The sequence below is a fragment of the Lacisediminihabitans sp. FW035 genome, assembly GCF_054880895.1.
The window spans coordinates 398,486-424,739 of record NZ_CM142187.1 but is presented as its reverse complement, the minus strand read 5'-3'; the positions used below and the strand labels follow the sequence as shown (position 1 = coordinate 424,739).

General features: G+C 66.3%; 22 protein-coding genes and 1 pseudogene. 7 read left to right on the top strand and 16 right to left on the bottom strand.

Going from position 1 to position 26,254, the window contains the following annotated elements; all coding sequences use genetic code 11:
* Positions 1-103: 103 nt before the first annotated feature.
* The 6 genes from ACVXZ4_RS02115 to ACVXZ4_RS02090 form a co-directional block, all read right to left on the bottom strand.
* Positions 104-1,495 (bottom strand): NAD-dependent succinate-semialdehyde dehydrogenase, encoded by a 1,392-nt coding sequence (locus ACVXZ4_RS02115; RefSeq protein ID WP_461796604.1) that lies wholly within the window; start codon positions 1,493-1,495, stop codon positions 104-106.
* A 255-nt stretch (positions 1,496-1,750) separates the two neighbouring features.
* Positions 1,751-2,206, bottom strand: coding sequence for a pyridoxamine 5'-phosphate oxidase family protein (locus tag ACVXZ4_RS02110; RefSeq protein WP_461796603.1), 456 nt, complete (start codon positions 2,204-2,206; stop codon positions 1,751-1,753).
* Entirely contained in the window at positions 2,206-3,240 is a 1,035-nt protein-coding gene (adhP, locus tag ACVXZ4_RS02105) for an alcohol dehydrogenase AdhP (protein ID WP_354576658.1), read from the bottom strand. Before adhP ends, ACVXZ4_RS02110 begins: the two co-directional genes overlap by 1 nt.
* A 31-nt stretch (positions 3,241-3,271) precedes the next feature.
* Entirely contained in the window at positions 3,272-4,693 is a 1,422-nt protein-coding gene (locus ACVXZ4_RS02100) for an NAD(P)(+) transhydrogenase (Re/Si-specific) subunit beta (protein ID WP_116284687.1), read from the bottom strand.
* Positions 4,690-5,031, bottom strand: a complete 342-nt coding sequence (locus ACVXZ4_RS02095; protein WP_354576657.1) for an NAD(P) transhydrogenase subunit alpha part 2 — start codon at positions 5,029-5,031, stop codon at positions 4,690-4,692. The genes ACVXZ4_RS02100 and ACVXZ4_RS02095 overlap by 4 nt, the downstream gene beginning before the upstream one ends.
* Positions 5,031-6,317 (bottom strand): NAD(P) transhydrogenase subunit alpha, encoded by a 1,287-nt coding sequence (locus ACVXZ4_RS02090; RefSeq protein WP_461796602.1) that lies wholly within the window; start codon positions 6,315-6,317, stop codon positions 5,031-5,033. The genes ACVXZ4_RS02095 and ACVXZ4_RS02090 overlap by 1 nt, the downstream gene beginning before the upstream one ends.
* A gap of 394 nt (positions 6,318-6,711) precedes the next feature.
* Here ACVXZ4_RS02090 and ACVXZ4_RS02085 point away from each other — a divergent pair, with 394 nt between their 5' ends.
* From ACVXZ4_RS02085 to ACVXZ4_RS02075, 3 genes and pseudogenes are all read left to right on the top strand, one after another.
* Complete coding sequence (locus tag ACVXZ4_RS02085; RefSeq protein WP_147305962.1) at positions 6,712-7,014, top strand: hypothetical protein; 303 nt, start codon at positions 6,712-6,714, stop codon at positions 7,012-7,014.
* A 487-nt stretch (positions 7,015-7,501) separates the two neighbouring features.
* Positions 7,502-8,506 (top strand): annotated as a pseudogene (locus tag ACVXZ4_RS02080) (IS1380 family transposase); the annotation flags it as partial.
* Between the two features lie 607 nt (positions 8,507-9,113).
* Positions 9,114-9,554, top strand: coding sequence for a MarR family winged helix-turn-helix transcriptional regulator (locus tag ACVXZ4_RS02075; RefSeq protein ID WP_461796601.1), 441 nt, complete (start codon positions 9,114-9,116; stop codon positions 9,552-9,554).
* A 45-nt stretch (positions 9,555-9,599) separates the two neighbouring features.
* On the opposite strand, the gene ACVXZ4_RS02070 is transcribed toward ACVXZ4_RS02075, so the two are convergent.
* Positions 9,600-10,532 (bottom strand): hypothetical protein, encoded by a 933-nt coding sequence (locus ACVXZ4_RS02070; RefSeq protein ID WP_461796600.1) that lies wholly within the window; start codon positions 10,530-10,532, stop codon positions 9,600-9,602.
* 67 nt (positions 10,533-10,599) lie between these two features.
* On the opposite strand from ACVXZ4_RS02070, the gene ACVXZ4_RS02065 reads away from it, so the two are divergent.
* A complete protein-coding gene (locus tag ACVXZ4_RS02065; RefSeq protein WP_461796599.1) occupies positions 10,600-11,997 on the top strand; it encodes a cryptochrome/photolyase family protein in 1,398 nt (465 codons plus the stop codon).
* 11 nt (positions 11,998-12,008) lie between these two features.
* On the opposite strand, the gene ACVXZ4_RS02060 is transcribed toward ACVXZ4_RS02065, so the two are convergent.
* From ACVXZ4_RS02060 to ACVXZ4_RS02030, 7 genes are all read right to left on the bottom strand, one after another.
* A complete protein-coding gene (locus tag ACVXZ4_RS02060) occupies positions 12,009-12,959 on the bottom strand; it encodes a carbohydrate kinase family protein (RefSeq protein ID WP_461796598.1) in 951 nt (316 codons plus the stop codon).
* Positions 12,952-13,875 (bottom strand): pseudouridine-5'-phosphate glycosidase, encoded by a 924-nt coding sequence (locus tag ACVXZ4_RS02055; protein ID WP_461796597.1) that lies wholly within the window; start codon positions 13,873-13,875, stop codon positions 12,952-12,954. Before ACVXZ4_RS02055 ends, ACVXZ4_RS02060 begins: the two co-directional genes overlap by 8 nt.
* Before the next feature lie 91 nt (positions 13,876-13,966).
* Positions 13,967-14,965 carry an SDR family oxidoreductase gene (locus tag ACVXZ4_RS02050; RefSeq protein WP_461796596.1) on the bottom strand — a complete coding sequence of 333 codons (999 nt, stop codon included), beginning with the start codon at positions 14,963-14,965 and terminating at the stop codon, positions 13,967-13,969.
* Positions 14,962-15,429, bottom strand: a complete 468-nt coding sequence (locus tag ACVXZ4_RS02045; protein ID WP_461796595.1) for an SRPBCC family protein — start codon at positions 15,427-15,429, stop codon at positions 14,962-14,964. The genes ACVXZ4_RS02050 and ACVXZ4_RS02045 overlap by 4 nt, the downstream gene beginning before the upstream one ends.
* Positions 15,430-15,548: 119 nt before the next feature.
* A complete protein-coding gene (locus ACVXZ4_RS02040) occupies positions 15,549-16,130 on the bottom strand; it encodes a hypothetical protein (RefSeq protein WP_461796594.1) in 582 nt (193 codons plus the stop codon).
* An 8-nt stretch (positions 16,131-16,138) separates the two neighbouring features.
* Positions 16,139-18,103, bottom strand: coding sequence for a primary-amine oxidase (locus ACVXZ4_RS02035; protein WP_461796593.1), 1,965 nt, complete (start codon positions 18,101-18,103; stop codon positions 16,139-16,141).
* Positions 18,104-18,152: 49 nt separating this feature from the next.
* Entirely contained in the window at positions 18,153-19,634 is a 1,482-nt protein-coding gene (locus tag ACVXZ4_RS02030; RefSeq protein WP_461796592.1) for an APC family permease, read from the bottom strand.
* Positions 19,635-19,849: 215 nt separating this feature from the next.
* Between ACVXZ4_RS02030 and ACVXZ4_RS02025 the strand changes: the two genes are divergently transcribed.
* Genes ACVXZ4_RS02025 through ACVXZ4_RS02015 form a run of 3 tightly spaced genes read left to right on the top strand, consistent with a single transcriptional unit; the run spans position 19,850 to position 22,843 of the window.
* Entirely contained in the window at positions 19,850-21,370 is a 1,521-nt protein-coding gene (locus ACVXZ4_RS02025) for an APC family permease (protein WP_461796591.1), read from the top strand.
* Positions 21,367-22,101, top strand: a complete 735-nt coding sequence (locus ACVXZ4_RS02020; protein ID WP_461796590.1) for an IclR family transcriptional regulator — start codon at positions 21,367-21,369, stop codon at positions 22,099-22,101. Before ACVXZ4_RS02025 ends, ACVXZ4_RS02020 begins: the two co-directional genes overlap by 4 nt.
* A 46-nt stretch (positions 22,102-22,147) precedes the next feature.
* A complete protein-coding gene (locus ACVXZ4_RS02015; protein WP_461796589.1) occupies positions 22,148-22,843 on the top strand; it encodes a hypothetical protein in 696 nt (231 codons plus the stop codon).
* Here the strand turns inward: ACVXZ4_RS02015 and ACVXZ4_RS02010 are convergent.
* Positions 22,786-24,090 (bottom strand): nucleotide disphospho-sugar-binding domain-containing protein, encoded by a 1,305-nt coding sequence (locus ACVXZ4_RS02010; RefSeq protein WP_461796588.1) that lies wholly within the window; start codon positions 24,088-24,090, stop codon positions 22,786-22,788. The genes ACVXZ4_RS02015 and ACVXZ4_RS02010 overlap by 58 nt on opposite strands.
* On the bottom strand, positions 24,087-26,249 hold the full coding sequence (locus ACVXZ4_RS02005; protein ID WP_461796587.1) for a glycosyltransferase: 2,163 nt from the start codon (positions 26,247-26,249) through the stop codon (positions 24,087-24,089). Before ACVXZ4_RS02005 ends, ACVXZ4_RS02010 begins: the two co-directional genes overlap by 4 nt.
* Positions 26,250-26,254: the final 5 nt, after the last annotated feature.

The following is a 26,254-nucleotide window of genomic DNA, read 5'->3' as shown; positions in this document are numbered from 1 at the left end:
GATTCCTTCGATTCCGTAGCCAAATACTGTGCAGGCGCGAGTTCTCGCACCGATTACTGGCAGGCCAGCCCCAGGGTGATGAGCTGGCCGGCCGAGGTGGAGGTTAGAAGGCTGCGTTGATGTCGACGACGTCGATGACTTTCTTATTGATGAACTCCTGGATACCAAGGTTGGTCAACTCGTGACCGTACCCAGAATGTTTGACCCCTCCGAAAGGGATGTCGGCCTTCACCATCGTCGGATGGTTGACGTAAACCATTCCCGTGTCGATCTTCCTCGCCACCTTCTCACCGTTTTTGGTGTCCTTGGTGAACACTGACCCGCCGAGGCCGAATGGTGAATCGTTTGCCACGGCGATCGCCTCGGCTTCGTCCTTGACCCTGATCACGATCGCGACCGGTCCGAAGAATTCTTCGTAATAGGAGGGATTTTTGGGGTCCATGCCCGTGAGGATTGTGGGCTGAAAGAACGCGCCGACCGACGGCACCGGGTCACCAAGGGTTTCTGCTTTCGCACCACCGGCGACGGCCTCTGTGACCTGGCCGGCAAGTTTGTCGGCAGCTCCCTGGGACGACATTGGTGCGAGAGTTGTCTTAGGATCCATCGGATCTCCTGTTTTCAGCGCGGCAACCCCGGTGCGAAACTTTTCGAGGAACTCATCGAAGACTTCATCGACCACAATGATGCGTTTTGCCGAGACGCAGACCTGCCCGGCGTTCCAGTAACGGCCAAAGACTGCCCAGTCGACTGTTTTGTCTATGTCGGCGTCTTTGAGAACAACAAACGCGTCGGCTCCGCCCAGTTCGAGGGTGCTTTTCTTCACCGCTTTTGCGGCGTACGAGGCAATAATCGAGCCCGCCTCTTCGCTACCGGTGAGAGCGACACCGCGCACGCGTGGGTCGTTGATCACATACTCTGTCAACTCGTGCGGCAGATACAGGTTCTGGAATGCGCCGGCCGGCAGACCGGCTCGTGCGAACAGATCATCGAACATCGCAGCGGCCTGCGGCACATTGCTCGCGTGCTTAAGCAGAATGGTGTTGCCGGCAAGCAGCTGGGGTGCCGCTACGCGCACCACCTGGTAGTAGGGGAAGTTCCAAGGCTCCACGGAAAGGAGCACTCCGAGCGGTTCGCTGACTATTTCCACTTCACCTTCCGCCGCATAGGCGACAGGCACCGTCACTGTCTCTAACAGGCTCCCGCCCTGGTCTGCGTAGTACTGCAGGATGTCGGCTGAGAGATCGACTTCCGCTTCGGCTTCGGCGATTACCTTTCCCATCTCGAGAGTGAGAAGTTCGGCGTAGCGTCGCTTGTCCGCTCGCAACAACTCTGCTGCTTTGGCGAGGAACGCTGTCCGTGTTGAGAAGGCGGTCTCGCGCCACGAAAGGAACGCCTCATGCGCGGCCGCGATGGCAGCCTCGACCTCTTCTTTAGTAGCGTCGGGGAACGTTGCGACGACCTCGTTCGTGTACGGGTTGATGGTTTGATACGTCATTTCGTAGTGCCTTTCTTATCGGTGGAATTGTTATCAGACCGCACAGAGACTGCGTTCGTTGCTGTTAAGGACTCACCTTCGGCGATGATTGGCGGCGTCATTCTTGCGGCCCTGCGTCAGCAGCGGATGGCTGCTTAGCCCTCCAGGGCATGTCGGTGGGCTGCGTTTCTGACATGTCTTCGGGATCGGCTTCAGTCATGAACCAGGCTTTTCGCGTCGGAAAACCGCTGGAACCTTGGGGGCACGTCATGGGTGCTAGATCCTTCCAGTCGGGAGGTGATGCTCGAACTGACGGCCGCGGATATGTTCGGCCACAATGCACACCCAGATTGCCTCCTGGGTGGGGATCCACGGAGGCATGCTGTGGAGCAGCTCAACGCTCAGGGGAGGTTCGTTGGGAAGCACAGACGCACGTCCGCTGACCACTACGCTCCAGGTCCCGTTCTCGACTTCGGCATCCACTTCGAAAGCGACTCGGCGGTTGATCATCAGGTCGCGCAATTTCTCGCCAGCTGCTGTCCGGAACAACACGGTCTGTCGATCGCACACGTAGTTCACCGGATAGATTTCCGGTTGCCCGTCGACGCTGACACCCAGGTGCCCGAGACTCCGTTCACGCAAACGCTCCCAGCTCTCGTCATCGGGAAGCTCCAAGACCGGTCCCTGCGGCGACCACTCTGCCTCCGGCAATGCGGCGGTCAAAGGATTCATCACGTCACCGGGACGACCGCGTGCGCAAACTCGAAGACGAGCCGTGCCGGAACGTCGCCCGAGAGGACCTCCGCCATGGCGGCGTTGACGTCATCGAGCTCGCGCGTCTGGGCGACTACTCGGGTCTTTCCTGCCGCGTGGAGGGCGAACACCTCCGTCAAGTCCTGACGGGTTCCGACGATCGAGCCGATGATCGAGATGCCTTTGATGACGGTGTCGAAAATCGGAATCTCCATTGCACCGGTCGCCGGCATGGCGACGCAGACCAGTCGTCCACCGCGTCGTAGTGAGGCGAAAGCCTGCGCGAATACCTTCGCCGATGGTGCGAGAACGAGCGCTACATCGAGACCGCCGAGCTTCTGGATCTCGACCACCGGATCCGAGGTCGCCGCATTCACGACATGACTGGCGCCGAGTTCGGTCGCGAGGTCGAGCTTCTCCTGCTCGATGTCAATTCCAACAACGAGGCCGCCCATAATGCTCGCGTACTGCACGCCGAGGTGGCCGAGCCCGCCGATCCCGAACACGCCGACGAGTTCAGTCGGCGTGATGTGGGCAACTTTGAGGGCCTTGTAGGTGGTCAGTCCCGCGCAACTGAGCGGGGAGGCATCAAACGAGCTGATGCCGTCGGGTACGGGAACGACATACTTCGCACTGGCGACCGCGTACTCCGCAAATGCGCCGTCCATCGAGTAGCCGCTGTCTTGCTGCTTCTCACACAGGGTCTCGCGGCCGTCGATGCAGTAGCGGCATTCTCCGCAGGCCGAGCCGAGCCAGGCGATCGCGACCCGTTCGCCGACGGTCCGATCGGTGACGTCGGCACCGAGCTTCTCGATGATTCCTACGCCCTCGTGGCCAGGAATCAGCGGCAGGGTCGGCTTGACCGGCCAGTCTCCGTGCGCGGCGTGAATGTCGGTGTGGCAGAGACCGCAGGTCTCCATCCGGATGAGCACCTGGCCTGCTGCTGGTTCGGGGATGTCCCGCTCCTGGATCTCGAGTGGGGATCCGAATGTGGTGACGACTGCTGCCTTCATGGTGTGCCTTTCGTGGAGAGAGATGGTGGGATCAGGCGGGGACGTACTCTTTGACCGCCGCCGTGATATCGGCGAGGCCTTTCTTGGCATCCGCGAAGAACATGCCGGTCTTCGGGTCGGTGAACAGCGGGTTACTGATCCCGGAGTAGCCAGGCCGCATCGAGCGCTTCAGGATGACGACCGACTTGGCATGGTCGACGTCGAGAATCGGCATGCCCGAGACCGGATTGCCCGGCTTCCGGGCATCCGGGTTGTAGACGTCGTTGGCGCCGACCACCAGGGCGACGTCGCAGTTGTCGAAAGCCACGTTGGCGGCATCCAACTGCAGCATCTGCTCGTAGGGCACGTTCGCCTCCGCGAGCAGCACGTTCATCTGACCCGGCATGCGGCCGGCCACCGGATGGATGGCGTACTTCACGTCGATCCCGTGCGCCATCAGCAACTTGGCCAGCTCGGCGACCTCGTGCTGCGCCTGGGCGGCCGCGAGCCCGTAGCCGGGGACGATCATCACGTGCTGGGCGTATGCCAGCTGCACGGCAACATCGTCGGCGGTGAGTTCGTGCACATCGGCGAGATCCTGAGCATCCGCCGGCGCGGACGACGTCGAGTCGCCCGTGCCGAAACCGCCGAGCACGATGGCCAGCACCGAGCGGTTCATGGCCTTCGCCATCTGCAGGGTCAGGATGGTGCCCGCCGCCCCCACGAGGGCACCGGCGATGATCAGCGCCTGGTTGTTGATCGCGAACCCGGCCATTGCGACGGCGAGGCCGGTGAAGGCGTTCAACAACGACACGATCACCGGAGCGTCAGCCCCGCCGATCGGCAGCACCATGAGCACGCCGAACAGGAGCGACGCAACCAGCACGACCACGAGGAACAGAATGTTGTCCCCGATGACGATCGCGAAGACCCCCGCCGCGAGGGCAACTCCGATGGCCACGACGTTGACGATCCGCGCGCCGGGGAAGGTGATCGGACTGCCCGAAATGATGCCCTGCAGCTTGCCCGCGGCGATCAGCGAACCCGAGAACGTGACCGAACCGATGACGACGTCGAGCACGATCGGAATGGACGACGTGAGATCCAATCGCGCACCGCTCGTATGCAGCACGAAGTCGGCGAAGGCGACCGCCGCCGCCGCTCCACCACCCACCGCGTTGAAGATGCTGACCAGCTGTGGGATGTCGGTCATCTTGACCGTGCGGGCGCGGATGATCCCGAATGCCGCACCACCCGCGGCACCGAGCACGAGCGCGAGCCAGCCGATCCAGCTCCCCCCGGAGTTGATCAGCGAGAACACGATCGTCGCCGCGACGGCGATGACCATCCCGCCCGCCGAGATGAGGTTGCCGCGGCGAGCGGTCGAGGGCAGGCGCATGAGATGCAGCCCGACAACGAAGAGCGTCGCGGCGGCGAGGTAGATCACGCCGATGACGAAGGCGAAGAGGGTCATGAGGGGTCCTTGGAGTTAGTGGCGACAGGCGCTGCCGGTGCGGTCACCGCGGGAGCGGGGGCGTGCCGGGTGAACATCTGGAGCATCCGGTCGGTGACGACGTACCCGCCGAACACGTTGGCGGCCGCGAGAGCTGCGGCGACGAAAGTGAGCACATATCCGAGCGGGCTGTTCGCGACCGAGGCGGTCGCGACGGCACCGGCGATGACGACGCCGTGGATCGCGTTCGACCCCGACATCATCGGGGTGTGCAGTGTCGAGGGGATCTTGCCGATCACCTCGACGCCGACGAGCAGGCTGAGGACGAAGATTGCAAGGTTGCTGTACAGGGCTTCCATCAGGCGGCCTTCTTCGTGGTGTCGTCGGGAACGGATGACGTGGGTGCGTTGGATGCTGGGGCGTCGGCTTTAGGAGCATCAGCTGTGGGGGCGCTGACCTTTGTCGCATCGGGTAACGCGTCGAGCTTCAGCACCTTGCGCATCGCCGCGTTAGTGACTTCGCCGTCGTGACCGACGACGATGCCCTGGTGAACCTCATCTGTCGGGTCGATCACGATCTCGCCTTCCGGGGCGAGCGAATCGAGAACGGCAACCACGTTGCGTGCATACATTTGCGAAGCTGAGGCGGGCAGATCGGCCGCGAGCTCGCCACCTCCGACGAGCGTGACGCCGCCCTTCGTGACCGTGGTCTTACCTTCCGCGGAGCCAGCGACGTTGCCGCCGAGCGAACTGGAGCCGAGATCAATGCAGACCGAGCCCGCTCGGAGGGTCTTCAATGTGGCGGCGGAGACGAGTTCCGGCGGGGCATGACCTGGCACCTTCGCGGTCGTGATGATGACATCGAAGTCGGCGAGTGCGTCGTCAAGTTCTTTCTGCTGGGTGGCTTTCTCGTTATCGGTCATGACACGTGCGTAGCCGCCAGCGCCTGAGCCTTTGGCGACCGAGCTGGTCAGGAACTTCGCCCCCAGCGATTCGACCTCTTGGCGCGAAGCGTCGCGGATGTCATAGCCAGTGACGACCGCCCCTAAACGCCGGGCAGTGGCGATCGCTTGCAGACCGGCGACGCCCGCGCCGATCACAATGACCTTGGCTGGGGTCGCCGTTCCAGATGCCGTAATCATCATCGGCAGATACCGACCGAAAACATTCGCGGCCACGATCGCAGCACGGTAGCCAGCCGCGCTCGACTGGGAACTCAGCGCATCCATCGACTGCGCCCGGCTGAGCGTGCGCGGGACGAACTCGAATGCGATGGTGGTAACCCCGCGTTTGGTGAGCTCGCGGATCATGTCGGGTCGGTTGAGAGGATTGAGCAGGCCAACCAAGGCCTGATCCTTCGTGAGGGCTGCGACGAGCTTGTCGTCAGGTGTACGGACAACCGCAATGACCTGGGAGTGTTTGAGAATGCTTGCGCGGGTCTGGATGGTAGCTCCGGCAGTTGTGTACGCCTCATCGGTGAAACTCGCGGCTTCGCCAGCACCGGACTCGATGTGCACGGTACGGCCAGCCTTGACGAGCTTGGCGACCGCTCCAGGATCAAGGGCGACCCGGTGCTCGCCTTCTTCAGTTTCGGTGAGAACACCGACACGAAGTGCCGAGGGCGACGGAGTGGCTGTTGCAGCCATGACAATCCTCTGTTCGGAGCGAATAAATTCGCCGCCGAGGACTGGAGCAACAGGGATTACGTTACGCTTCAAGCCACAGAATTTCGTACGCCTGTGACTATTGCCAGAAAGGACCTTCGGCCCTTCCATTTGGATTGCTGCCGGCCATCCCGCGAATGAGCCCTTTCGGCATCAGCCACTTAGTCATTCAGGTATTGCGCCCGACGTGCGTGAGTCTTTTCACCACGAACATCGACTGCTGCGCTGTGGACGGCGAATGATGATGTCGCCCCGATAGATGGTGGTTTGTCCGCGAATGTGCACATCTTCTGACCTGCCGCCCGCCCTCAGATAGTTTTCTGGTTCCGCCGCGCTTTTCGCGGAGATTGTTTTTGGTGCGCAGGGACGGGCTGCCGTGCCTGGCTCCCACCAACGTTTTCTGGCGTTCAGTTTGCGCCGTATCGCATCGTGGAGTGTGGTCGCCCTGTTCGCGCTCGAGGGTGTGCTCGGGCTCACCACCGGTGCCGCTGGTGTCTGGGGACTGATCAATATTGGTGTTGCGGTCTGGCTCGCAAGCTCGGAGTTGCAAAACCATCACGATGACTGTTTCAACGGTCGTGGCAAAAAAATTGTGGCCGGGATCCGGAAAAGGTTCACACCCCCGCGTCGCTCCCAGACCATCGTTCGCCTGAACCTGGAGGGAGCGCGCATCACGTGAACCCTGTGAACGTTCGCGACGATCGCGAGGGGAGCTCAACGCTCTTCAGTACCCCCATGTGAGATACGTCGTCGTGGAGCGCGGCCATCCCTTCGCAGGGGCGAAGTGACAGCTAGCCCATCATGGAACGGGTGAACGATATTGGGTGCCGAAGACGGCCAATTGATCGGCTGCGCGATCAAAGCCCGGTTCTCGTGCAAATCGGAGATGTGAGGGGGCGAAACCGGTCGTCCTCGATCGGTTCCGCACTTGCGTTCGCAGACTGGGAGTCGATCGCCGGGTTCGCGGTCGGTGCAACTTCGGTGATCGCTCCGGTCTATATAAGCAAGATCGCTCCGACGCGCGTCACCTCAGACGAAGATTCAGCCTCAATCCACCGGTCGGCTTTGATTCGGTGACGGCGAGTTAAACCGAGAATACCCCTCTGATCAGGTAAAATAGTTGTTACTTAGACAAACTATCGACCAACCAGGGAGGCATCTCTTAGATGCAACTTTCTCACACTCACCGGTCCTTGTCCGCATCTTTCGATGACCCGAATCTCGTGTCATCTGCCGGGCTTGTTCCCGTGATGGCGTTGGCGGCGAAAACTGGCCTCAGTACCCTCGTCGATCAGTGGGTGAAACTACCCGGATACTTCGGCGCGAACGCGGGCATGAAAGTGATGGCGTTGGTCGCCGGAATGCTCACCGGGGGCGATTCCATCGACGATATGGCGGTACTGCGGCACGGGGCGCTGCGGAAACTGTTCACCGGAACCTACGCCCCTTCAACGCTGGGATCGTTCCTGCGCGCGTTCCTGTTCGGCCATGTTCGCCAACTCGACGCCGCCGCGTCCCGCTGGCTGGGCAACCTCGCCGCCGTAACCCCGATCGTGGCCGGTATCGACGAGTACGCTCTGGTCGATATCGACGACACCATCAAAGAAGTGCACGGGCACCAGAAACAGGGCGCCGGATTTGGCTACTCCGGCGTCCGCGGCCTCAACGCCCTGTTCGCCATCATCAGCACAGGACTGTCCGCACCGATCATCGTCGCCTGCCGGCTGCGGAAAGGCCCCACGAACTCTGCCCGCGGAGCGGCGAAGTTCGTCTCCGACACCCTCGCCGCCGTGAAACGTCTCCGCAACCCGACCGCGACGGGACTGCTGCTTCTGCGCGCCGACAGCGCCTACTACGTCAGCGCCGTCATCACGGCGGCCATCCGCGCCGGCGCGATGGTGTCGATCACAGCCCGCCTGAATTCTTTGGTGAAAGCGGCGATCAGCAAGATCCCCGACACCGCGTGGATCCCGATCAAGTACACCAACGCGATCTTCGACGACACGACCGGGCAGTGGATCTCCGACGCGGAAGTCGCCGAGATTGGCTTCACCGCCTTCGGCTCAAAGAAAAAGAGCGAACAAGTCGCTGGGCGCCTGGTCGTGCGGCGCATCCCGGAGCTGAACAAAACCGTTGCCGCCGGCCAAGGCACTCTCTTTGACCTGTCGAAACGCACTCGACTCGACTCTGATCGTCCCCGGGTAGCGGTTGAAATCCGGCACGGCGGCTATGTCTCGCAACCCTACGGCTTCGTGGCGTCTCGCCGACTATGTGCACTCCGCGGGGAATCATCTCGCGTTTGCCGACTTCGCGCAGAGTTTTTGACATCGCCGATTCTCGTAACTATGTGTCAAAACCGTGGCGCAAGTTGGCGGAGTCATCCATAGTTTCGAGACACCTGAGAGCGGCCCACGCGCGCAGGTACTGCTCCGCGCGGTGCGCGGAAAAGTTATCTGTCACAACGGACACGGAAGTGTCAATGCGGTGAAAGCAGGTGTCAAAGGACACTCAGTGAAAACTTTTGGATCTCCCAGAAAAATAACGGTTCGATAACTAGCGCATCGTTACCGTGCTGTTATACAGTTCAAGAGCAGAAGTTGTTTGCTGTGGCAGCTTCTGCGGAATGTGATTGCAGGACACTCTTGGTGCAAGGGAGAGGGTCGGTTTCTTGCCTCTGAAACCGACCCTCAATCCTGTTTAACGCGGTTTTAGGGCCTGCACCTGCGCACCTCCCGCCCTCCCCTTCCGTAGAGTTGCACTCGGGTTGAGAGGAGACCCGTGAGCGACAAGACGACTGCGGTCACTGCCTGGGAAGCGCTATTCCGTGCGCAGGTCTCGGTGATGCGCTACCTGAACGCCGAGTTCCCCACCGGCGAACTGTCGCTCAACGAGTACGACGTGCTCTTCAACCTCTCCCGCCAGCCCGGCCGGCAGTTGCGGATGAAGGATCTGAACCGGCACCTTCTGCTGACCCAGCCGAGCGTGAGCCGGTTGGTCGATCGGCTCACCACTCGGGGGCTGCTCTCCAAGTCCCATGACCAGGATGACGCGCGCGGCGTCAATGTGGCACTCACCGTCGCGGGATTCGAATTATTCCGCCGGGTGGCGCGGACCCACATCGAATCGATCGCCGAGCGGGTGGGCGGATCCCTGAGTGCGACGGAACTCGAGACCCTCACCGAGCTCTGCGACCGGCTGAGACTGGCCGAGCGGCCGTAGTCCGCGCCCGCAGGTCAGTGCGCCTGGCGTCAGAGCACCTTGGCGTCAGTGGTTCTCTGTGGCCGTTGGTCGGCGCTCCAGCTGGCGGCGCTGCCGCGCTCGCGACCCGACGATGATGACGAAGGAGCGGGGCGCCGCGAGCAGTGCCCTGATCACGCGCACGGGATACCTCCTCGTGACGCTCCAGAACGGCCCGCTCCGGTGCCCGGGCGGAGACTCGAACAGGGCGACGGCGAAGATGACCGGGTCGCTCACGCGGTCGACGAAGAGCCTCACCTGGCAGTAGACCTCGCTCGGGAGGGTGATCTCGCTTACGGCCCGCCCGATCGCCGTGAGAAAGGGGCGAAGCGGTTCATGGCCATCGACGGTGTCCACCAGCGCGACCACCGCATCCTGCTCGGAGGGGGTGAGGCTCGTTCGGAACATCGTGACGAAGTAGTCGATGTGCGATTCGGCCCGACGGTCGCGGGCGAGAGTACCGAGTTGGTCGTGGCCCGCTACCAGCAGGGTGCTCACGCGGTCGAGGGCCGGCACGTCGATGCCGCCAATCGGCAGCACGACCCTGCGCCCCCACAGCTGCTCGAACACCTCTGCCGGTGGGGCATAGAAGCCCGGGAAGATGTCGTAGATGTCGATCGGGCAGACCAGGGCCGGATGCACCAGCCGCACGAAGACCGGGGGGAGGAATCCCTTGGTCTGGCCGGCTGAGGCGAGCGACCAGCCGATACCTTCGAGAGCCAGCACGAGGTGGAGCTGGTGGATGGGCTCCACGATCACGATCGCCGTCGGCGACACCCGAGGCGAGACGAGACCCAGCTGCGCGAAGATGGGGCCGCCCGCGGCGAGAGCCCGGATACCGTGCTCCTGGCAGAGCTGCCAGACGAGTCCGGCGACCCGCAGCTTGTCGCCCCGGAGGCGCGCCTGGTCGGACGCGCTCTTCGACGCGCCGGGCCAATCCGGTGCCGGATCCGTTGCCATGACTCTCCCCAGGTCACACCGTACTAGACCACTTCCTTTCCAACACGGATCTCGTACTGTGGAGTGCATGACCCCGGCGCCCGATCCCGCACTTGCACCGACGATCGCCTGGCTTCGGGACGACCTCCGGATCGCCGACAATCCCGCGCTGGTCGCGGCCGCCGAGCGAGGTGCGCCGGTCGTGGTGCTGTACCTGCTCGACGAGCAGAGCCCGGGCATCCGACCGCTCGGGGCGGCGTCACGCTGGTGGCTGCATCACAGTCTCGAGGCGCTCGCGGCGGCCGTCCGTGCAATCGGGGCGACGTTCGTACTGCGCCGGGGTGCCGCAGAAACCGAGCTGCCCGCACTCGTCGCGGAGCTCGATGCCGGCGCGGTGTTCTGGAATCGTCGCTACGGCGGGCCCCAGAGGAAAGTGGATGCCGCGCTCAAGTCGAGCCTGCGTGAGGCCGGCCTCACGGTGCAGAGCTTCCAGGCCAACCTGCTGCACGAACCCTGGACGGTGACCACCGGCGGGGGCACCCCGTTCCGCGTCTTCACTCCGTTCTGGAAGGCGTGCCTTGCCGCGGCCCCGCCCCGCGAGCCGCTGCCGGGCCCCTCCGGTCTCTCCGGGATCGAGGGCGTGGCGAGCGACGATCTCGCCGAGTGGACACTGCTGCCGACGCGCCCGGACTGGGCGGGTGGCATCCGGGACGCCTGGACTCCGGGTGAGGCAGGCGCGACGACTCAACTCGAGCACTTCGCCGCACACGACCTCGCCCACTACGACACCGCGCGGGATACCCCAGGCGGAGAAGCCACTTCCCGCCTGTCGCCCTACCTACGTTTCGGTGAGATCAGCCCGTTCCAGGTCTGGCAGCGCACCCAGCGGGGCGAGCTCGACGCGGCCGCACGACGCAACGCGCCGAAGTTCCTCAGTGAGATCGGCTGGCGGGAGTTCAACTGGAACATCCTCTTCCACGCTCCCGACCTGCACGAGAAGAACTTCCGCGCCGACTTCGACGCCTTCCCCTGGCATGACCCAGACCCCCGTGACCTCGAGGCCTGGCAGCAGGGCCGCACGGGCATCCCGTTCGTGGATGCGGGAATGCGCGAGCTCTGGCAGACCGGCTACATGCACAACCGGGTGCGGATGGTCGTGGCATCCTTCCTGATCAAGAACCTGCTCGTGGACTGGCGCGTCGGCGAGCAGTGGTTCTGGGACACCCTTGTCGACGCCGACGAGGCGAGCAACCCCGGCAACTGGCAGTGGGTCGCGGGATCCGGAGCGGATGCCGCCCCGTACTTCCGCATCTTCAACCCGCTGCTGCAGGCGGAGAAGTTCGATAGGGACGGCAGATACCAGCGGCGGTATCTGCCGGAGCTGGGAACCGACGAGTACCCGCAGCCGATCGTCGATCTCAAGAAGTCCCGGGACGACGCTCTGGCCGCCTACGAACTCGTGAAGCGGGCCGGCGAGCGCGCCTGATTTCCGTCGGCCTACGGGCGCGGTCGGCCGCCGATGGTCGACACGGCGAGCGCGCCGGCGCGGGCTCCGGCGGAAGCCGCGGCCATCGCCCCGGCGCCGGTCACCCAGGCCGCGAGGAAGCCCGCCGCGAAGGCATCACCGGCCCCGGTCGGATCGACGATCGCGACCGGTACCGCCGAGACGGTGGTGGTGGGCATGCCGCGCTCGACGACGACGACGCCGGCGGTGTCGAGGGTGAGCGCCACGACGTCGAATCGTTCACCGAGACGTTCGACGATCTCGAGGGGATCGTCCAAACCGGTGAGGATGCGCCCCTCCTCGAGATTGGGGAAGAACAGGTGCGCCCCGGAGACCGTGTCGAGGAACTTTTCGACGCCGAAGTCGCCGATGAACCCGGCCGAACCCGGATCCACCGAGATGCGCACACCGTGCGCGGCGGCCCGGTCGAAGAGGTCGCGCAGCTCGTCTTGGCTCTGCTGCGAGAAGACGCTGTAGCCGGTGAAATGGAGCACGGCCGCCCCGGTGAGCATGCGGTCGGTGACGGCCGCGGGCGACATCCGCGTGTTCGCCCCCTTCTCGGTGAGCATAGTGCGGCGTTCGCCCTCGACGATCACGATGATGGCGCCCGTCGGCAGGTGCGGGTCGCCGATGAGGTGCGGTCGCACCCCGCTCGCGGAGAGGAGACCACTGTGGCGAGCGACATCCTCACGGCCGACCACGCCGACGAAGTCGACGGATGCCCCGAGCGAGGCCATCCAGGCCGCCGCGTTGGCCGCGGAGCCACCCGCCCGATTGCGGATGGATGACGGCGTATCGGTGTCGACTCGGATCGCGCCATCGGGCACCACCACCACGTCGTCGACGACATCGCCGAAGACGACGATCCGCCCGTGTCCGTGGCGCCGTAATCCGCTCAGGCGCGATCCCGCACCGTGGTGATCAGGGCTGCGTTTATCAGGCAAGGGCAGACCATTCGATCGCGATCTGCGCCGCCAGCCTCACGTTGTTGCGGGCGAGGTCGAGGTTCACCTCGAGGCTGCGGCCCTCGGAGGCGTCGACGATGTAGCCGAGGAGGAAGGGCGTCACGGCCTTGCCATGCATGCCGGCCGCGTCGGCCGCGGCGAGCGCCTCGATCAGCACGCGGTCGTGCTCGATCGGATCCCACTGCTGCTCGCGCGGGATCGGATTGGCCACCACGATCCCCTGGCCGTGGCCGAGGGCATCCTGGCTGCGCATGATGGCGGCGACCTGGGCGGCCGACTCGACCGACCAGTCGATCGTGTAGGCCGACTCGGTGAGCCAGAAGCTCGGGAAGATGGTCGTGCGGTACCCCACGACCGGAACGCTGAGCGTCTCGAGGCGCTCGAGGGTCGCCGCGATGTCGAGCACCGATTTCACCCCGGCACTCACCACGGTGACCGGGGTCACCGCAAGGGTCGAGAGATCGGCGGACTCGTCGAATGTCGCGCCCGCGCCCCGGTGCACGCCACCGAGGCCGCCGGTAGCGAACACCCGCACCCCCGCGAGCGAGGCAAGGTGCGCAGTGGCCGCGACCGTCGTGGCCCCGGATGCCCCGGCCGCGGCGAGCACGGGGAGATCGCGCACGCTCGCTTTGGTGAGGTCCTCCTCGGCGATGCGGCGAACGCCCTCGGAGTCCAGTCCGATCTGGGGCACGCCGTCGAGCACGGCGATGGTCGCCGGAGTGACGCCCGCGTCCCGCAGGATCTGCTCGAACTCCTTCGCCGCCTCATGGTTGCGCGGGCGCGGGAGGCCGTGCGAGATGATCGTTGATTCGAGAGCGACGACGGGGCGCCGGTTGTCGAGGGCCTCGGCAACTTCGGCGGAGACGGTGAACGCGGGGTGGGGTGCTGTTGTCATAGGACTTCAGACTATCGGGGGCCCTAAGACGGCACAGGAGAACATCGCACCAGACCCTCGAACCGGTGCCGGGGACTTTCGCGTGTCTCGGCTATCGGCGTCGGAAGGAGGTGAGCAGTGCAGCGAAGAGGCTCAGGCCGAACCCCGCCGCGACCGCCCCCGTCACCCGGCGATGGCTGATGGCCCAGACTTGCGGGGTCATCGAGTGAGCGCGGTCGCTGAAGATTCCTCGGGCCCCCTGATCACCCGCGACGGGTTCATAGAGGTTGGTGGGCAGCATCGGCTGGGTCTTGTCCGCGGCCTGCTGGCCCGAATACCCGGTCTTCGCCAGGTACCAGTCGAGGAATCCCGCCCCGAAGCGGTTGCCGAGCACCGTCGCGACGGTCGGCTCCCCCACCCAGGTGCGGCGGCGCGGGCGCTCGGCCACGGCGGCGATGGCACGGGCGCCGACCTCTGGCTCGTAGATCGGCGGCACCGGCTGCGGATGGTGCGGCAGCTGCGACTTCACCCAGTTGAACTGGATCGTGTTGAGGGCAGGCATGTCGACAGTGGAGATCTTCACGGCGCTGCCGTTGTGGATCAACTCGGTGGTCACCGACTCGGTGAAACCCTGCACGGCGTGCTTCGCCGCGCAGTACGCGGCCTGAAGCGGGATGCCGCGATGCGCGAGTGCCGACCCCACCTGGATCACATGGCCGCGATTGCGCGGCACCATGCGCGAGAGGGCCGCCCGCGTGCCGTTCACGAAACCGAAGTAGTTGACCGCGGTCGCGCGCTCGAAGTCCGCGGGAGAGGTCGAGAGGAACTCGCCGAACACCCCGACCATGGCGTCGTTCACCCAGAGCTCGATGGGCCCGAGCTCCGCTTCCACCCGGTCGGCCGCCTGCTCGACGGCCGCGACATCCGACACGTCGGTGGGGATGCCGAGCGTCCGCCGCCCGCGCGCGGTGACGTCGGCCGTCGCTCCGGCGAGGCCGTCCTCTCCGCGCGCGAGGATCGCGACGTCCCAGCCCCGATCGGCGAGCTCCCGGACGACCGCACGACCGAGCCCGGCCGATCCACCGGTCACCACTGCCACGCCCTTGCTCATGCCCTGTCTCCTCGTGTCGTTGCGGTGTCGTCTGCCTTGCCTTCCGCGATGAACGCGAGGCGCCGCAGCGTCTCAACGTTGCGCTGATAGAGCGCGATGTCGAGGAGGGGACGCGGCACCCAGGTGCCGGGCCCCGCGACAGGGAACTCCTCGATGCGCACCACGCAACCGGTTCCGCGCGGCTTCACGTCGATGATCACCTCGGCCTCGCCCATCGGCCAGCCTTTCGGCCTCAGTGCAAGGTGCCTCGGCGGATCGTACTCGAGCACCACCGACTCGTCGTCGATGAGCGCCGGCCAGACTCCGAAGGAGTGATGAAGCACCGATCCGACGGCGGGCCAGTCTTCGTCCACGTCTCGCATCCGGGAAGCTCCGACCACCCAACCGGGAAACAGCCACCCGTCGGCCAGCACCGCGAAGACGTCTTCGGGGCTGCACGCCATCTCTCGCACGGTGATCGACATCCGGCACCTCTTTCCTGCTCGATCTCCTCATCATGGAGCAGGATGCGTCGTCACGATGGATCGGCCGGGAGGGCTTGCCTCCCGGCCGTCAACGGTCTAGTTTCCGCGGCGCGCGCGGCTCACATCCCGACGCCGGCCATGACGACCACGCCGCCGAACATGCTCACCGCCTCCACAATCGCGACCCGGTTCGAGCGCGGTCGCCTCCCGAGCCGGGCGACCAGCCAGAACGTCAGCGCGGCGACGGTGACGAGCCCGAGCACCAGGAGCACCACGAGGGGATTCGCCATCGTCATTCCGTCGTGGACGCCACCCCCGGCAGCGGCTGCATCCCCACCTGCCGATCGCAGGCCCATCGCCGCGATGGTCGTAGCCGTCAGCAGCAGGGTGAGGCTCCGGTGCACCGCCATCGCCGTGCCCACCGGGGTGCGGACCGCCCGGTCGAATCGAAGTCGCACCACCGGCACGAGCGCCACGAGCAGGAGCAGCGCGATCCACCCGATCGAGGGCACCAGAGGCGCGCGCCCGCCGGTCGCCAGATCGGCCATCGCGAGCATCATCACGATGGATGGGGCAACGGTCACCGGCGCCCAGCCCGTCCAGGCCCGCCGGAGCGGGGCGTGCGTGCGCTGGTCTGCAACCGTGCAGCACACCCCGACGGCCCCCGGCAGGAGCATCGCCACCTCGAGCGCGGGGAGCATCCCTCGCCCTAGTGGTGGTGTGCGGAGTGGTCCGCGTGGCCGTCTCCCCCGTGCGAGCACTCGTGCGCCGCCTCGTTCGGCGGCACGTTGAGTGCGGGGTTGCGGTCGAAGAAGCCATACGGCTTGAGGGTGAACTTGGCGTAGTCGGTGGGCATCACCGGCCAGTCCTCCGGGCGCGGGAAGTGGGTCGGTCCGAAGGTGTGCCAGAGCACGATGTCCTCGCCGTCCAGCGCCCGGTCTCCCGCCATGTACCGCGGGAGGCCGTCCCCTCCCGGGTTCTGGTGCACGAAGTCCCCGGCCGGATACCTCTCTGCCGGGTCGTACTGGGTCACCCACAGCTGCTTCGTGGTGAACGCGGCGCGCTCGGCGATGGATGACGCGGGGTCGGCCATCAGCGTCGGCGACTGCTGGGGCATGAGCACGTAACCGGTCGGACGACCGAGCCGGTTCGTCTTCTCGGTATTGACGATGTGCCAGGCTCGACCGACGGACGCGTCGGCGAGGCGGCCGGCATCCGCCTCGCTCGACAGACGCGTCGCGCTGTTGGTGAACGCGCCGCCGTGGGGGTTCGACTCGCTGATCGGCAAGCGCACGGCATCCACCTCGTCCACCGCGTTTGAGAGCCCGTCGACCATCATGTCGAGACGAGCGCTGAAGTGGTGCTGGTGGTACGGCGCACCGAGCCCGGGAGCGACCTCGCTGGCGTAGGGGCTGCCCTCCACATAAGACGAGGTGAAGAGGATGCCCGTGAGTTTGGCCTCACACTCGATGGTGCCGTCGAGGTAGAGGTACCAGTAGAAGCCGTAGTCGTAGTTGCCCACCGTGGTGAAGAAGCTGATGACCAAGCGGCGGGAACGGCGCACCTCGTTGGAGCCGGTGAACATGTCACTGTGCTTCCAGAGGGTGCCGAAGTCCTCTTCGTGCATGCAGATGCCGTTCTGGATCACCTGGGGGTTGCCCACTTCGTCGGCGAGGACGGCATCGAAGTACTTGATCTCTCCCACGCAGTCGCACCCGAGAGCGAGCGAGTTGGTGAAGCGACCGAAGAGGTACTCCCCGGTGTCGAAGTAGTTCTGCCAGAAACGCACCGGTGAGGGATCCCCGTAGGGCACCACCATCTCGGCGATCGAGCCGCGGTAAAGGATCGGTCGCTGGTCCACACCGTCGAAGAACGACAGCTGGCGCAGGATCAGGCCCTCCCGAGGGTCGAATCCCACGTCGAACTTCCAGTTGCCCCAGGTCACCGACTCGCCGTCGACCTCGAAGCTCGGGCCCTCCGGCTGGGTGATCGAGATGGGCTTGAGCGCGGTGAGCGGCGCGCCCTGCACAGCGGGGTCGTCGAAGTTGCCTCCCTCGGCGGGGATGGGCATCACCTCGGCATCGATGAGTCGCGTGATCGTGCGGCTCGAGACATCCACATAGGCACACAGGCCGTCGACCGGATGCGCCCACGGGTGGTCCTCCGGATAGTCCTGGCGGAAGGCGAGCACGCGCAGGATGCGGCGCCCTTCCTCTTCGGGGTAGTCGTAGTAGCCCGCGGAAAGCGGCACGCAGACCACGGTGTCGACGGACGCCCCGCGCGCCTCGAGGGCCGCCACCCATCGGGGGTCCGCCGCGACGATCGCGCCGATCGCGTCGAACTCCTCGAGTAGCACGGGCAGTTGGCCGGTACTGCCGTCGAGCACCGCCGTGCTCACGATCTCCCCGGTGTCGAGGGACAGCACGCTGTCGGTCGAGTGCCCGGTGGCCATGTCGAGCAACATGACGCGAGCGCGCCGGTCGGGGCGGTCGGCGATGCCGGCGAGGTAGTCGAGAACTTCGAGCTTGTGCGGCTCCTCGAGGCCGACGTAGGCGAACCGTGTGGTGGGGGTGAAGAGCTCGCTCGCGGTCACGAGGTCGCGGATGCGCTCGATCTCGGTGACGCCGAGGCTCTCGAGGGGTCCGGTGGTGGTGATGGGATCGGTCATGGTCATTGGTCTGTCCTCAGGGTGGTGACGGATGGGTCGTGACGGATGGGACGGGTCAGCCGGCGATGGCGTCGGTGATGGACTCGTACGCAGCGACATTGCGCCGCCTGAGCACTGCGGCCTGAATGAGCCCCGCGACCGGGAAGACCACGATCAGTCCGAGCAGGATGGCGCTCACCGCTCCGAAGACCGGCGCGCCCTTGGCATTGACGTCTCCCACCAGGAACGGGAAGTTCATGCCGATGACCACCGCGGAACCGACGAGTCCCACGAAACCGAGAGCCGGGGCGATGAGCGTGTTCCAGAGCCTCCGGTCACTCTTGGTGGTGCGGAAGTACACGATCACCGCGACGGACGTGAGGGCCATGAGGATGGCGATCGCAAGAGTCGCCACCCCGGAGAACCAGGTGAACACCTGCAGGATCGGGTCGAGGCGCAGCACGGCAAAGACGGCGATGAGCACGAACGCGGTGATGGTCTGGATGAGCGACGACACGTGGGGGGAGAGATGCCGGGGGTGCACGTCACCGACACGGCTCGGCAGCAGTCCGGCGTTCGACATGGAGTGCTGGTAGCGGGAGATGACGTTGTGGAACGACAACACGCAGGCGAACATGCTCGTGATGAGCAGCGTGTTGAGGATGATCTCCCCGACCGGACCGAGATAGCGCAGCGTGGTGGTGATCACCATCGTTCCGGGATTCTTGGCGGCCTCGGCCACCACGTTCGATGGTCCCCAAGCCATCACGAGCGCCCAGGAGGCGAGGGTGTAGAAGATGCCGACGCCGATCACGGCGATGTAGGTGGCCTTCGGGATGGTGCGATCGGGGGTCTTGGCCTCGTCCCGGAAGATCACTGTCGACTCGAAGCCGATGAAAGCCGCGAACGCGAACATGAGGCCGATGCCCGGGGATCCGGAGAAGATCGCGCTCGGCAGGAACGGCGCGGCCGAGAGGCCTTCCTGTCCACCGGTCGCGACGACGGCGATGACGAGGGCGAGCACGATGCCGACCTCGCAGACCAGGAGCACTCCGAGCACCTTGGAGCTGAGATCGATGTGCCGGTAGCCGAGGGCCCCGACGATGAGGATGATCGCGAGCGAATAGATCCACCAGGGGAGGTCGGGGCCACCGAGCGCCGCGATGGAGGCGCCGATGAGGTAGCCGACGTAGCCGTGGACGGCGATCTGGATGGTCGTATAGGTGAGGAGGGCGAGGTACGCGGCCGACAGCCCGGCCGGCTTTCCGAGGCCGTGCCCCACGAAGGTGAAGAATCCGCCCGGTTTCGGGATCCTCTTTGTCATGGCCACGAGTCCCACGGCGAACAGCACGAGGACGACCGCGCAGACGGCGAACAGTGCGGGGAAACCCACCCCGTTGCCGAGCAGGAAGCCGAGGGGCGCCGACCCGCCGATAACAGTGAGCGGCGCGGCTGCCGCGACGACCATGAAGACGATCGATCCGACACTGAGAGAGCCGGAGAGCCCGGCCTTGGCGGGAGGGTTGGCGATGTCTGTCGGTTCGCGTGTTGTTGTCATGGTGACTCCGTGGGGGTGGGAGGGAACTTCAGGAATGCCTCCATCGTCGCCGCGGCTCGTTGCGCGCCGGTTCCGCCGGCGTAAACATCCGGAAGCGTCAAATGAGACAGCGCCCGCCGTTGTCTCATTTGACGATCACACGCCCGAAACACTGTCGACCTACCGCCGCAACAGGCGGTCGCTAGCATGAAAACCCCCCACCCAGGAGCTGAGCAGTGACCGCACTCGAGCGCGCGATTTCCGATCCGCCCCGTGTGACGGGCGTGCTCGACCGCTCCCCCGTCTCCGGACTCGCTCGACGCAGCATCGGATTCGTCGACGTGCTTGCACAGTCGGTCTCCGCGGTCGCCCCCTCGGCCGCGGCGATCACGATCCCCTCGATCGTCGCCGCCGTCGCCGGCGACGGCACGCTGTGGGCCGTCGCCGGGGCCCTTTTGCTCTCGTTACTCGTGGCGACGACAGTGAACCAGTTCACCCGGCGGATGTCGGCGACCGGCTCCCTCTACACCTTCGTCTCGAAAGGACTCGGCATCGGCGCCGGTTTCCTGACCGGCATCGCGCTGGTCATCGGATACGCCTTCGTCGCGATGTTCTCCCTCACGGGGAGCGGGCTGTTCCTTGCCACGCTCCTCGGCACGTTCCTGCCGGGAACCAGCAATTCCGCACTGCTGGTGAGCGCGTCGATCGTGGCGCTGGCCGCTGTGTGCTTCCTGGTGCTGGCCCGCGGCATCCGGCTCTCCACCCGCGTCACGCTCGTCGTAGAGTCGGCATCGGTCGCCTTGATCCTCGTGCTGACGATCGCCATGCTCGTGCGGCAGGGCGGCGGCATCCACTGGTCGGTGCTCAGTCTCGCCGGCACGACCCCGCGGGAGTTCGCCACCGGCACGGTTCTCGCTCTCATGGCCTTCGTCGGTTTCGAGAGCGCCTCCACTCTCGGTGCCGAAGCGCGAAAGCCCTTCGCCAGCATCCCGCGGGCGATCGTCTGGACGGTGGTCGCCTCCGGCGTCCTCTACCTGCTCTCCACCTACAGCCAGCTGATCGGCTTCTCGACCCTCGGGCGATCGATCACCACCAGCGCCTCCCCCGTCAACTCCCTCGCCGACGCGTATGGGCTCACCTGGATGGGCCTGCTGCTTGACGCGAGCATCGCCACCTCCTTCTTCGCCTGCGCGATCGCCTCGACGACGGCGCTCGTGCGGGTGATTTTCTCGATGGCCCGTGAGGGCCTGGTGTCGCCGGTGCTCGGGCGCACCCATCCGACGCTCAAGACGCCGATCGCCGCCGTCGCCGCCGCCGTGCCGGTGCTCGCCATCGTGCCGGTGGTCACCATCGCACTCGGCGGAGGGGTGTGGGAGGCGATGGGGGTGCTGCTCGTCGCCTCGGCTGCGGGCTACATCACCGCCTACGTCTTCGTCTGCATCGCCGCCGTCGTCTTCCTCCGTCGCATCGGAGAGCTCACCTTCTGGGTGGGGGTGCGCGCTATCGCCGCAGCGGCGCTCCTCGGCGTGGGGCTCGTCGTTTACCTGATCGACCGCAGCACCAGCGCCAGTTCGGCCGGGGTGTGGATCTTCCTCGCGATCGTCGCCGTGGGAATGGTCGTCTACCGAGTGATGCGTCTGCGCCGTCCGTGGCTGAGCTCCGCCATCGGGGTGTACGACGAGACGACCCTCCAGGACCTGCTCGGCGGCCTGCCGGCCGACCCCTCGCCGCCGGGCCCGCCCATCAGCCGACGATGACCTCAGCCGACCGCCTCAGCGAGGTTCGCGCCCGCCAGCCCAAGGCCATCCACAGCGCCCTCGTGGTGCTCGAGGAGGTGGCGCGCTGCGGTCCGGGGGTCACGGCCCGCGAGGTGAGCGAGAACCTCGGCTTTCCCCGGGCGACGGCCTACCGGCTGCTCAACCTGCTCGTGCAGGAGGAATACCTGGTGCGCCTTCCCGACCTGAGCGGATTCGCGCTTGGCCTCAAGGTGGTGCAGCTCGCCGGAGTGTCCACCCCCGTGCGGCCCCCGCAGGCGGTGCGCGACCTCCTCACCGGCCTGCGCGGAACGATGCGCGGGGGCATCCACCTCGTGCGCTACGACGAGGCACGGCTGGGCATCGTCGATGTGGATCCCGATTTCCCGCTGAGCAATCCCGCTCGGCTGACCCGCTACCTCGATGCCTCAGCGATGGGCCGGTTGCTCCTGAGCGAGTTGCGGGAGGCGGGCACACTCCCGGATTCCGCGACGGAACGCTCCCCCGCCGAGGTCTCCCGGCTCGCACGGGAGACCCGCGCCCGGGGGTTCGCGGTGCAGGTCGACGAGAGCACGGTCGGCTACGGATGCCTCGCCGTTCCGATCCGCGACCGCGCCGGGATCCTCGTGGCGGGCCTGTGCCTCTCCGCTCCGAAATCGCTCATCGAACGACCCGGCTCCGCCCTGGACTCGATGCGCTCGAGCTCGGCTCTGCTCGGTCCGTTGCTCGCCTGAGGCACCGGCGTATTCTCGCCCTCCGCCATCCATTTATGCTTGATCGGTGCTCACTGTCCTGATCCCCTGGCGTCCCCAGCCCTCCCGGCTGGCGGCCATCGACGCCGTCGTGGACTGGTACGTGCAGAACTTCGGGGACGTGGACATCCGCACCATCGATTCCGACGACGAGATCTTCAATCTCGCCCGGTGCCGCAACCTCGGAATCGACTCGATCGAGGACGCCGGCGAGGTGGTCGTCATCAACGACGCGGACACCATCCCCCAGCTCGAGCCGCTGCGCGAGGCCATCGCCGCCGCGGCGACCTCCGGCCTTGTGCACCTGCCGTACACGCGGTACCACTGGCTCGGCACGCCGGGCACCGCCCAGTTCACGGCGGGCACACCGCTCGACCAGTGCGACTACGAACTCGTGAACGGCGCCTGCTCCGGTGTCTACGTCACCACCCCGCAGAGCTGGTGGAGCCACGGCGGCCAGGACGAGCGCTTTCGCGGCTGGGGCTTCGAGGACGCAGCCTGGTATGTGGCGCACGAGACCCTGCTCGACGAGGTGCCGCGGCGCCACGAGGGAGTGGTCTATGCCCTGCACCACGCGGCGCAGGCTCGCGAGGGTGAGCAGTACGACGCGAATGCCGCACTGATGGAGCAATATCGCGAGGCCCGGTCGAGCCGGGATGCGATGCGTCAGCTCGTAGGGACCGACGCCACCGCCGAGAAGGCGCGGCGACTTCCCGCCTCCTGACGCAGCCCCACCGACAACGCAGAGAGTGCTTCGCGGGCGGGCAGGTCCAGCGCGGTGCGCACGGCATCCGCGAGCTCGGCCACCGTTGCGGTGTTCGGTGCGAGGGCGATGCCGAAACCGGCGTCCTCGAGCGCCGCCGCCCCGGCGAACTGGTCCGTCGAGAAGGGCAGAACCACCAGCGGGACACCCATCGTCATTGCCTCGGTGACACTGTTGTTGCCGCCGTGGGTCACCGCGGCGGCGGCCCGCTCCAGCAGGGTCACCTGCGGCAGGAACTCGCGCACGAGCCAGTGCGGCGGCAGCTCACCGAGATCGGCCCGATCCGCGGATCCGATGGCGATCGCTCCCCGGATGCCCAACTTCTCGAGCGCTGCACAGACCCGCGCGAGCACGTCCCCTCGCACCGAGAGGAAACTGCCGAAGCTCACATAGACGAAGGGATCGTCGCTTTCCGCGAGCCAGGCATCCACCTCGGCATCGCGCGCCTCCTCCCGCACAGCGGACCCGAGGAAGCGATGCGGCGGAAGGAGGGCGGTGCGCTCGGGCGGTGAGAGCTCGGCGGGATAGTTGAGCAGGAGCAACTCGCCGTGCTCGCCGAAGGCGCTCGGCGACGGCGGGGCCTGTGGCGCGAGTTCGGCGAGGGCGGCGTTCCACTCGGCGGTGAAGGACTCGCTCACCCGGTCGCAGAGCTCGCGAAGCATCCGCAATTCGTCCGTCGTGGGCTCGAATGCCACGGGCCAGGCCGGCGGGAAGCCGTAGACCTCGTCACCGACGGGGAGGGCGGAAGGATGCCCGAGCACGACGTCCGCGTAGGGCACCGCCGCGGCCACAAGGGCAAGCCGCGCGCTGAAGGCCAGGTGATCGACGATGATCGCGTCGGGCCGGATTGCGGCGACCACCGCCTGCACCTCGCGGGCGACCCGTACCGGCTCCCACATGAGGTCGCTCAGTCGCGCCTCGGCCTGGAAGGCGAGCGTCTCCACCATCCCGCGGCGGGTTGCGTCGAAGAACCCGCGCAGAGCGTCGTCCTCGCCGGTGGGCTGCTGTTCCGCGCGGATCACCCCGGGATTCGAGCCCTTGCCCAGCTGCAGGTTGATGCGTTCGAAGCCGAAGGAGTCGACGATGTCCGCCGTCGCCGGCCCGGTTGCGACGACGACGCGCTCGCCGGCATCTCGCCACGCGGTGCCGAGGGTTGCGAGGGGGAGCAGGTGCGAGGCGTAGTCGGGACTGATGATGAGGAGGGTCACAGGGCCGCGAATGACCAGCCCCGCGATTCACTCTCCTCGTCCTGCACGCCCTGGTAGACGTTGGACAGGGCCCGGGCCATCGCCTGGATCGTGAAGCTCTGCTCCACTGTCGCCCGTGATGCCGTTGCCCGATCGGCATCCTCCTCGGCGATGGAGGCCTCGAGCGCCTCGACCATGGCGCGGCGCAGCAGGTCGACATCCCACGTGGGAGTCAGGAACCCGGTGACGCCCTCCTCGACGTAGGTCGCCGGTCCGCCGCCGTCGGGGGCGACGACGAGGAGTCCGGAGCCCATTGCTTCGAGGAGCGCGATGCCGAACTCCTCCTTGAGGCTTCCGCAGACGTAGATGCCGCGTGGGGCAGCACGCCCGGGCAGCCCGAAGCGGGCCGCGGCGACCCAGCGGGCGACGGTGTCGTTGCGGCGATGACCGGAGAGCACCAGCCCCGCCTCGAATCGGCGATCTGCGGGCACGATCGCGTCCATCAGTTCGAGCTGCTCGCGTTCGTCGGCGGAGGGATCCACCAGGTTCCCGCCGATCAAGAGCAGGTTGGCGCGATCGGCGAGAGGACCGTTCGCCCAGGCATCCACGATCGTGGCCATGCCTTTCACCCGATGGAACCGGCCGACACTGACGAGCAGCGGAAAGTCACGGCGGTGCTCCGGCACCTCGGCGAGAAGATCGCGCAGCTCCTGCAGGGCGGGAGTCGCGGGCTGGCCGGCAGCGTGGCCCGCACTCTCGACGACGGCCCGGTCGACGACTTCGAGGTCGATGCCCTCCGGCACGATCGTGTGGCGTTCCGGATGCGCCGTGATGTCGATCCCCACGAGCTCCCGCATGTCCCGCTCGAGTGAGGGCCGGGGAAACAGCACGGTGTGTGCGGCGTTGGCGGCGAGCTGCTGCACGAGGTGAGTGCGGAACCAGAAGTGCTCCACCTCGTCGACCTCGCCGAAGTTCTGCCGGGTGAGCCGACCGGACAGGTCGAGCGAGTGGATGACGGCGTGCGGGTCCGGAGCGACCGTGAACACCACGGGGATGTCCAGTTCGCGGGCGACGTCTGCGGCGGCGAGGCTGCCGACATCCGCCATCCGCAGGTGCAGCAGGTCGACTCCGCCGGCGGCCCGGAGCATGCGACGGATGCCCCGGCGGGCGGCCACCCGCAACGGCCAGGCGCTCGCGGACTGCACCGGCTCGCTCAGCAACGGCACGCGCCCGTAGTCGTGACCCCACTCGCCGGCACCGATGTCGACGACGCTCTGCAGGGCGTCGGAGACCGAACCACGCGAGAGCGTGATCACCCGCTCCACCCGCGGGGCCGCGGAGTCTTCGGCGACGAGGGCGTCCCCGAGCCTCACCAACAGGGTGGCGATGCCGCCGTTGTCACCGCTGCCGGCCTGGGTAAGACCGGCATCGAGGTCGGCGTGAAGGAAGAGTTGGGCGATCGTGAGGCCGCTGCGGGGGCTGTCGATCGGGGTCGCTTCGGCCGACAGGTCGACGAGGGAGAGGCGCGCGACATCCGCCAGGTAGCCCTCGGAGCGGGCGAGGTCGTCGAGAACGGCGACGATCTCACGATCCCCTCGCCGCTGGCCGAGGGCGGAGACCGCCGCGACCCGCACGGATTCCTCCTCGAGGATGTCGGTCGCGACGCGCAGGAGGGCCGGAGTCGCCACGGACTTGCGGACGAGACCGAGAGTCTCCACCAACCGGTAGCGGGCGCCGGGTTCATCGACGCCGAGGAGGGCCGATTCGAGCCCGATCGCGACATGCTCGGCGACCGGGGATCCCCACTGCTCGAGGGTGCGCTGGGCGAGCATGCCGCCGAAGCCGCCATCGGCCACCAGGCCGATCAGCCTCCCGACAGTGTCGAATCTCGGCAGCCGAAGGCTCAGCGCCCAGGCGGCGTGCTCCCGAAGGAAGCCGCGGCTGCTGGAGAGCAGGCGGGAGAGGGCGATATCGGCCTGCTCGTCGAAGATCTGCGCGAGCGCGTGCGTCGCGGCGATGGCGGCGACCTGGTCGTCGCTGTTCAACGCCGAGGTCAACACCCGGATCGTGCGGGCTCCGCCATCGCGGCTCGCCTCGAAGGCGAGGTCGTCGGCGAGGCGCATCGAGTCGACAAGCCGGTCCGCTCGCAGCACTGCGTCTAGAGATGTCTGGATGCCCACAATGC

Excerpts from the sequence above, each read along its gene's own strand:
- ACVXZ4_RS02115 (WP_461796604.1), bottom strand. The coding sequence starts at position 1,495 with ATGACGTATCAAACCATCAACCCGTACACGAACGAGGTCGTCGCAACG.
- ACVXZ4_RS02110 (WP_461796603.1), bottom strand. The coding sequence starts at position 2,206 with ATGAATCCTTTGACCGCCGCATTGCCGGAGGCAGAGTGGTCGCCGCAG.
- adhP (WP_354576658.1), bottom strand. The coding sequence starts at position 3,240 with ATGAAGGCAGCAGTCGTCACCACATTCGGATCCCCACTCGAGATCCAG.
- ACVXZ4_RS02100 (WP_116284687.1), bottom strand. The coding sequence starts at position 4,693 with ATGACCCTCTTCGCCTTCGTCATCGGCGTGATCTACCTCGCCGCCGCG.
- ACVXZ4_RS02095 (WP_354576657.1), bottom strand. The coding sequence starts at position 5,031 with ATGGAAGCCCTGTACAGCAACCTTGCAATCTTCGTCCTCAGCCTGCTC.
- ACVXZ4_RS02090 (WP_461796602.1), bottom strand. The coding sequence starts at position 6,317 with ATGGCTGCAACAGCCACTCCGTCGCCCTCGGCACTTCGTGTCGGTGTT.
- ACVXZ4_RS02070 (WP_461796600.1), bottom strand. The coding sequence starts at position 10,532 with ATGGCAACGGATCCGGCACCGGATTGGCCCGGCGCGTCGAAGAGCGCG.
- ACVXZ4_RS02065 (WP_461796599.1), top strand. The coding sequence starts at position 10,600 with ATGACCCCGGCGCCCGATCCCGCACTTGCACCGACGATCGCCTGGCTT.
- ACVXZ4_RS02055 (WP_461796597.1), bottom strand. The coding sequence starts at position 13,875 with ATGACAACAGCACCCCACCCCGCGTTCACCGTCTCCGCCGAAGTTGCC.
- ACVXZ4_RS02050 (WP_461796596.1), bottom strand. The coding sequence starts at position 14,965 with ATGAGCAAGGGCGTGGCAGTGGTGACCGGTGGATCGGCCGGGCTCGGT.
- ACVXZ4_RS02045 (WP_461796595.1), bottom strand. The coding sequence starts at position 15,429 with ATGTCGATCACCGTGCGAGAGATGGCGTGCAGCCCCGAAGACGTCTTC.
- ACVXZ4_RS02040 (WP_461796594.1), bottom strand. The coding sequence starts at position 16,130 with ATGCTCCCCGCGCTCGAGGTGGCGATGCTCCTGCCGGGGGCCGTCGGG.
- ACVXZ4_RS02035 (WP_461796593.1), bottom strand. The coding sequence starts at position 18,103 with ATGACCATGACCGATCCCATCACCACCACCGGACCCCTCGAGAGCCTC.
- ACVXZ4_RS02030 (WP_461796592.1), bottom strand. The coding sequence starts at position 19,634 with ATGACAACAACACGCGAACCGACAGACATCGCCAACCCTCCCGCCAAG.
- ACVXZ4_RS02020 (WP_461796590.1), top strand. The coding sequence starts at position 21,367 with ATGACCTCAGCCGACCGCCTCAGCGAGGTTCGCGCCCGCCAGCCCAAG.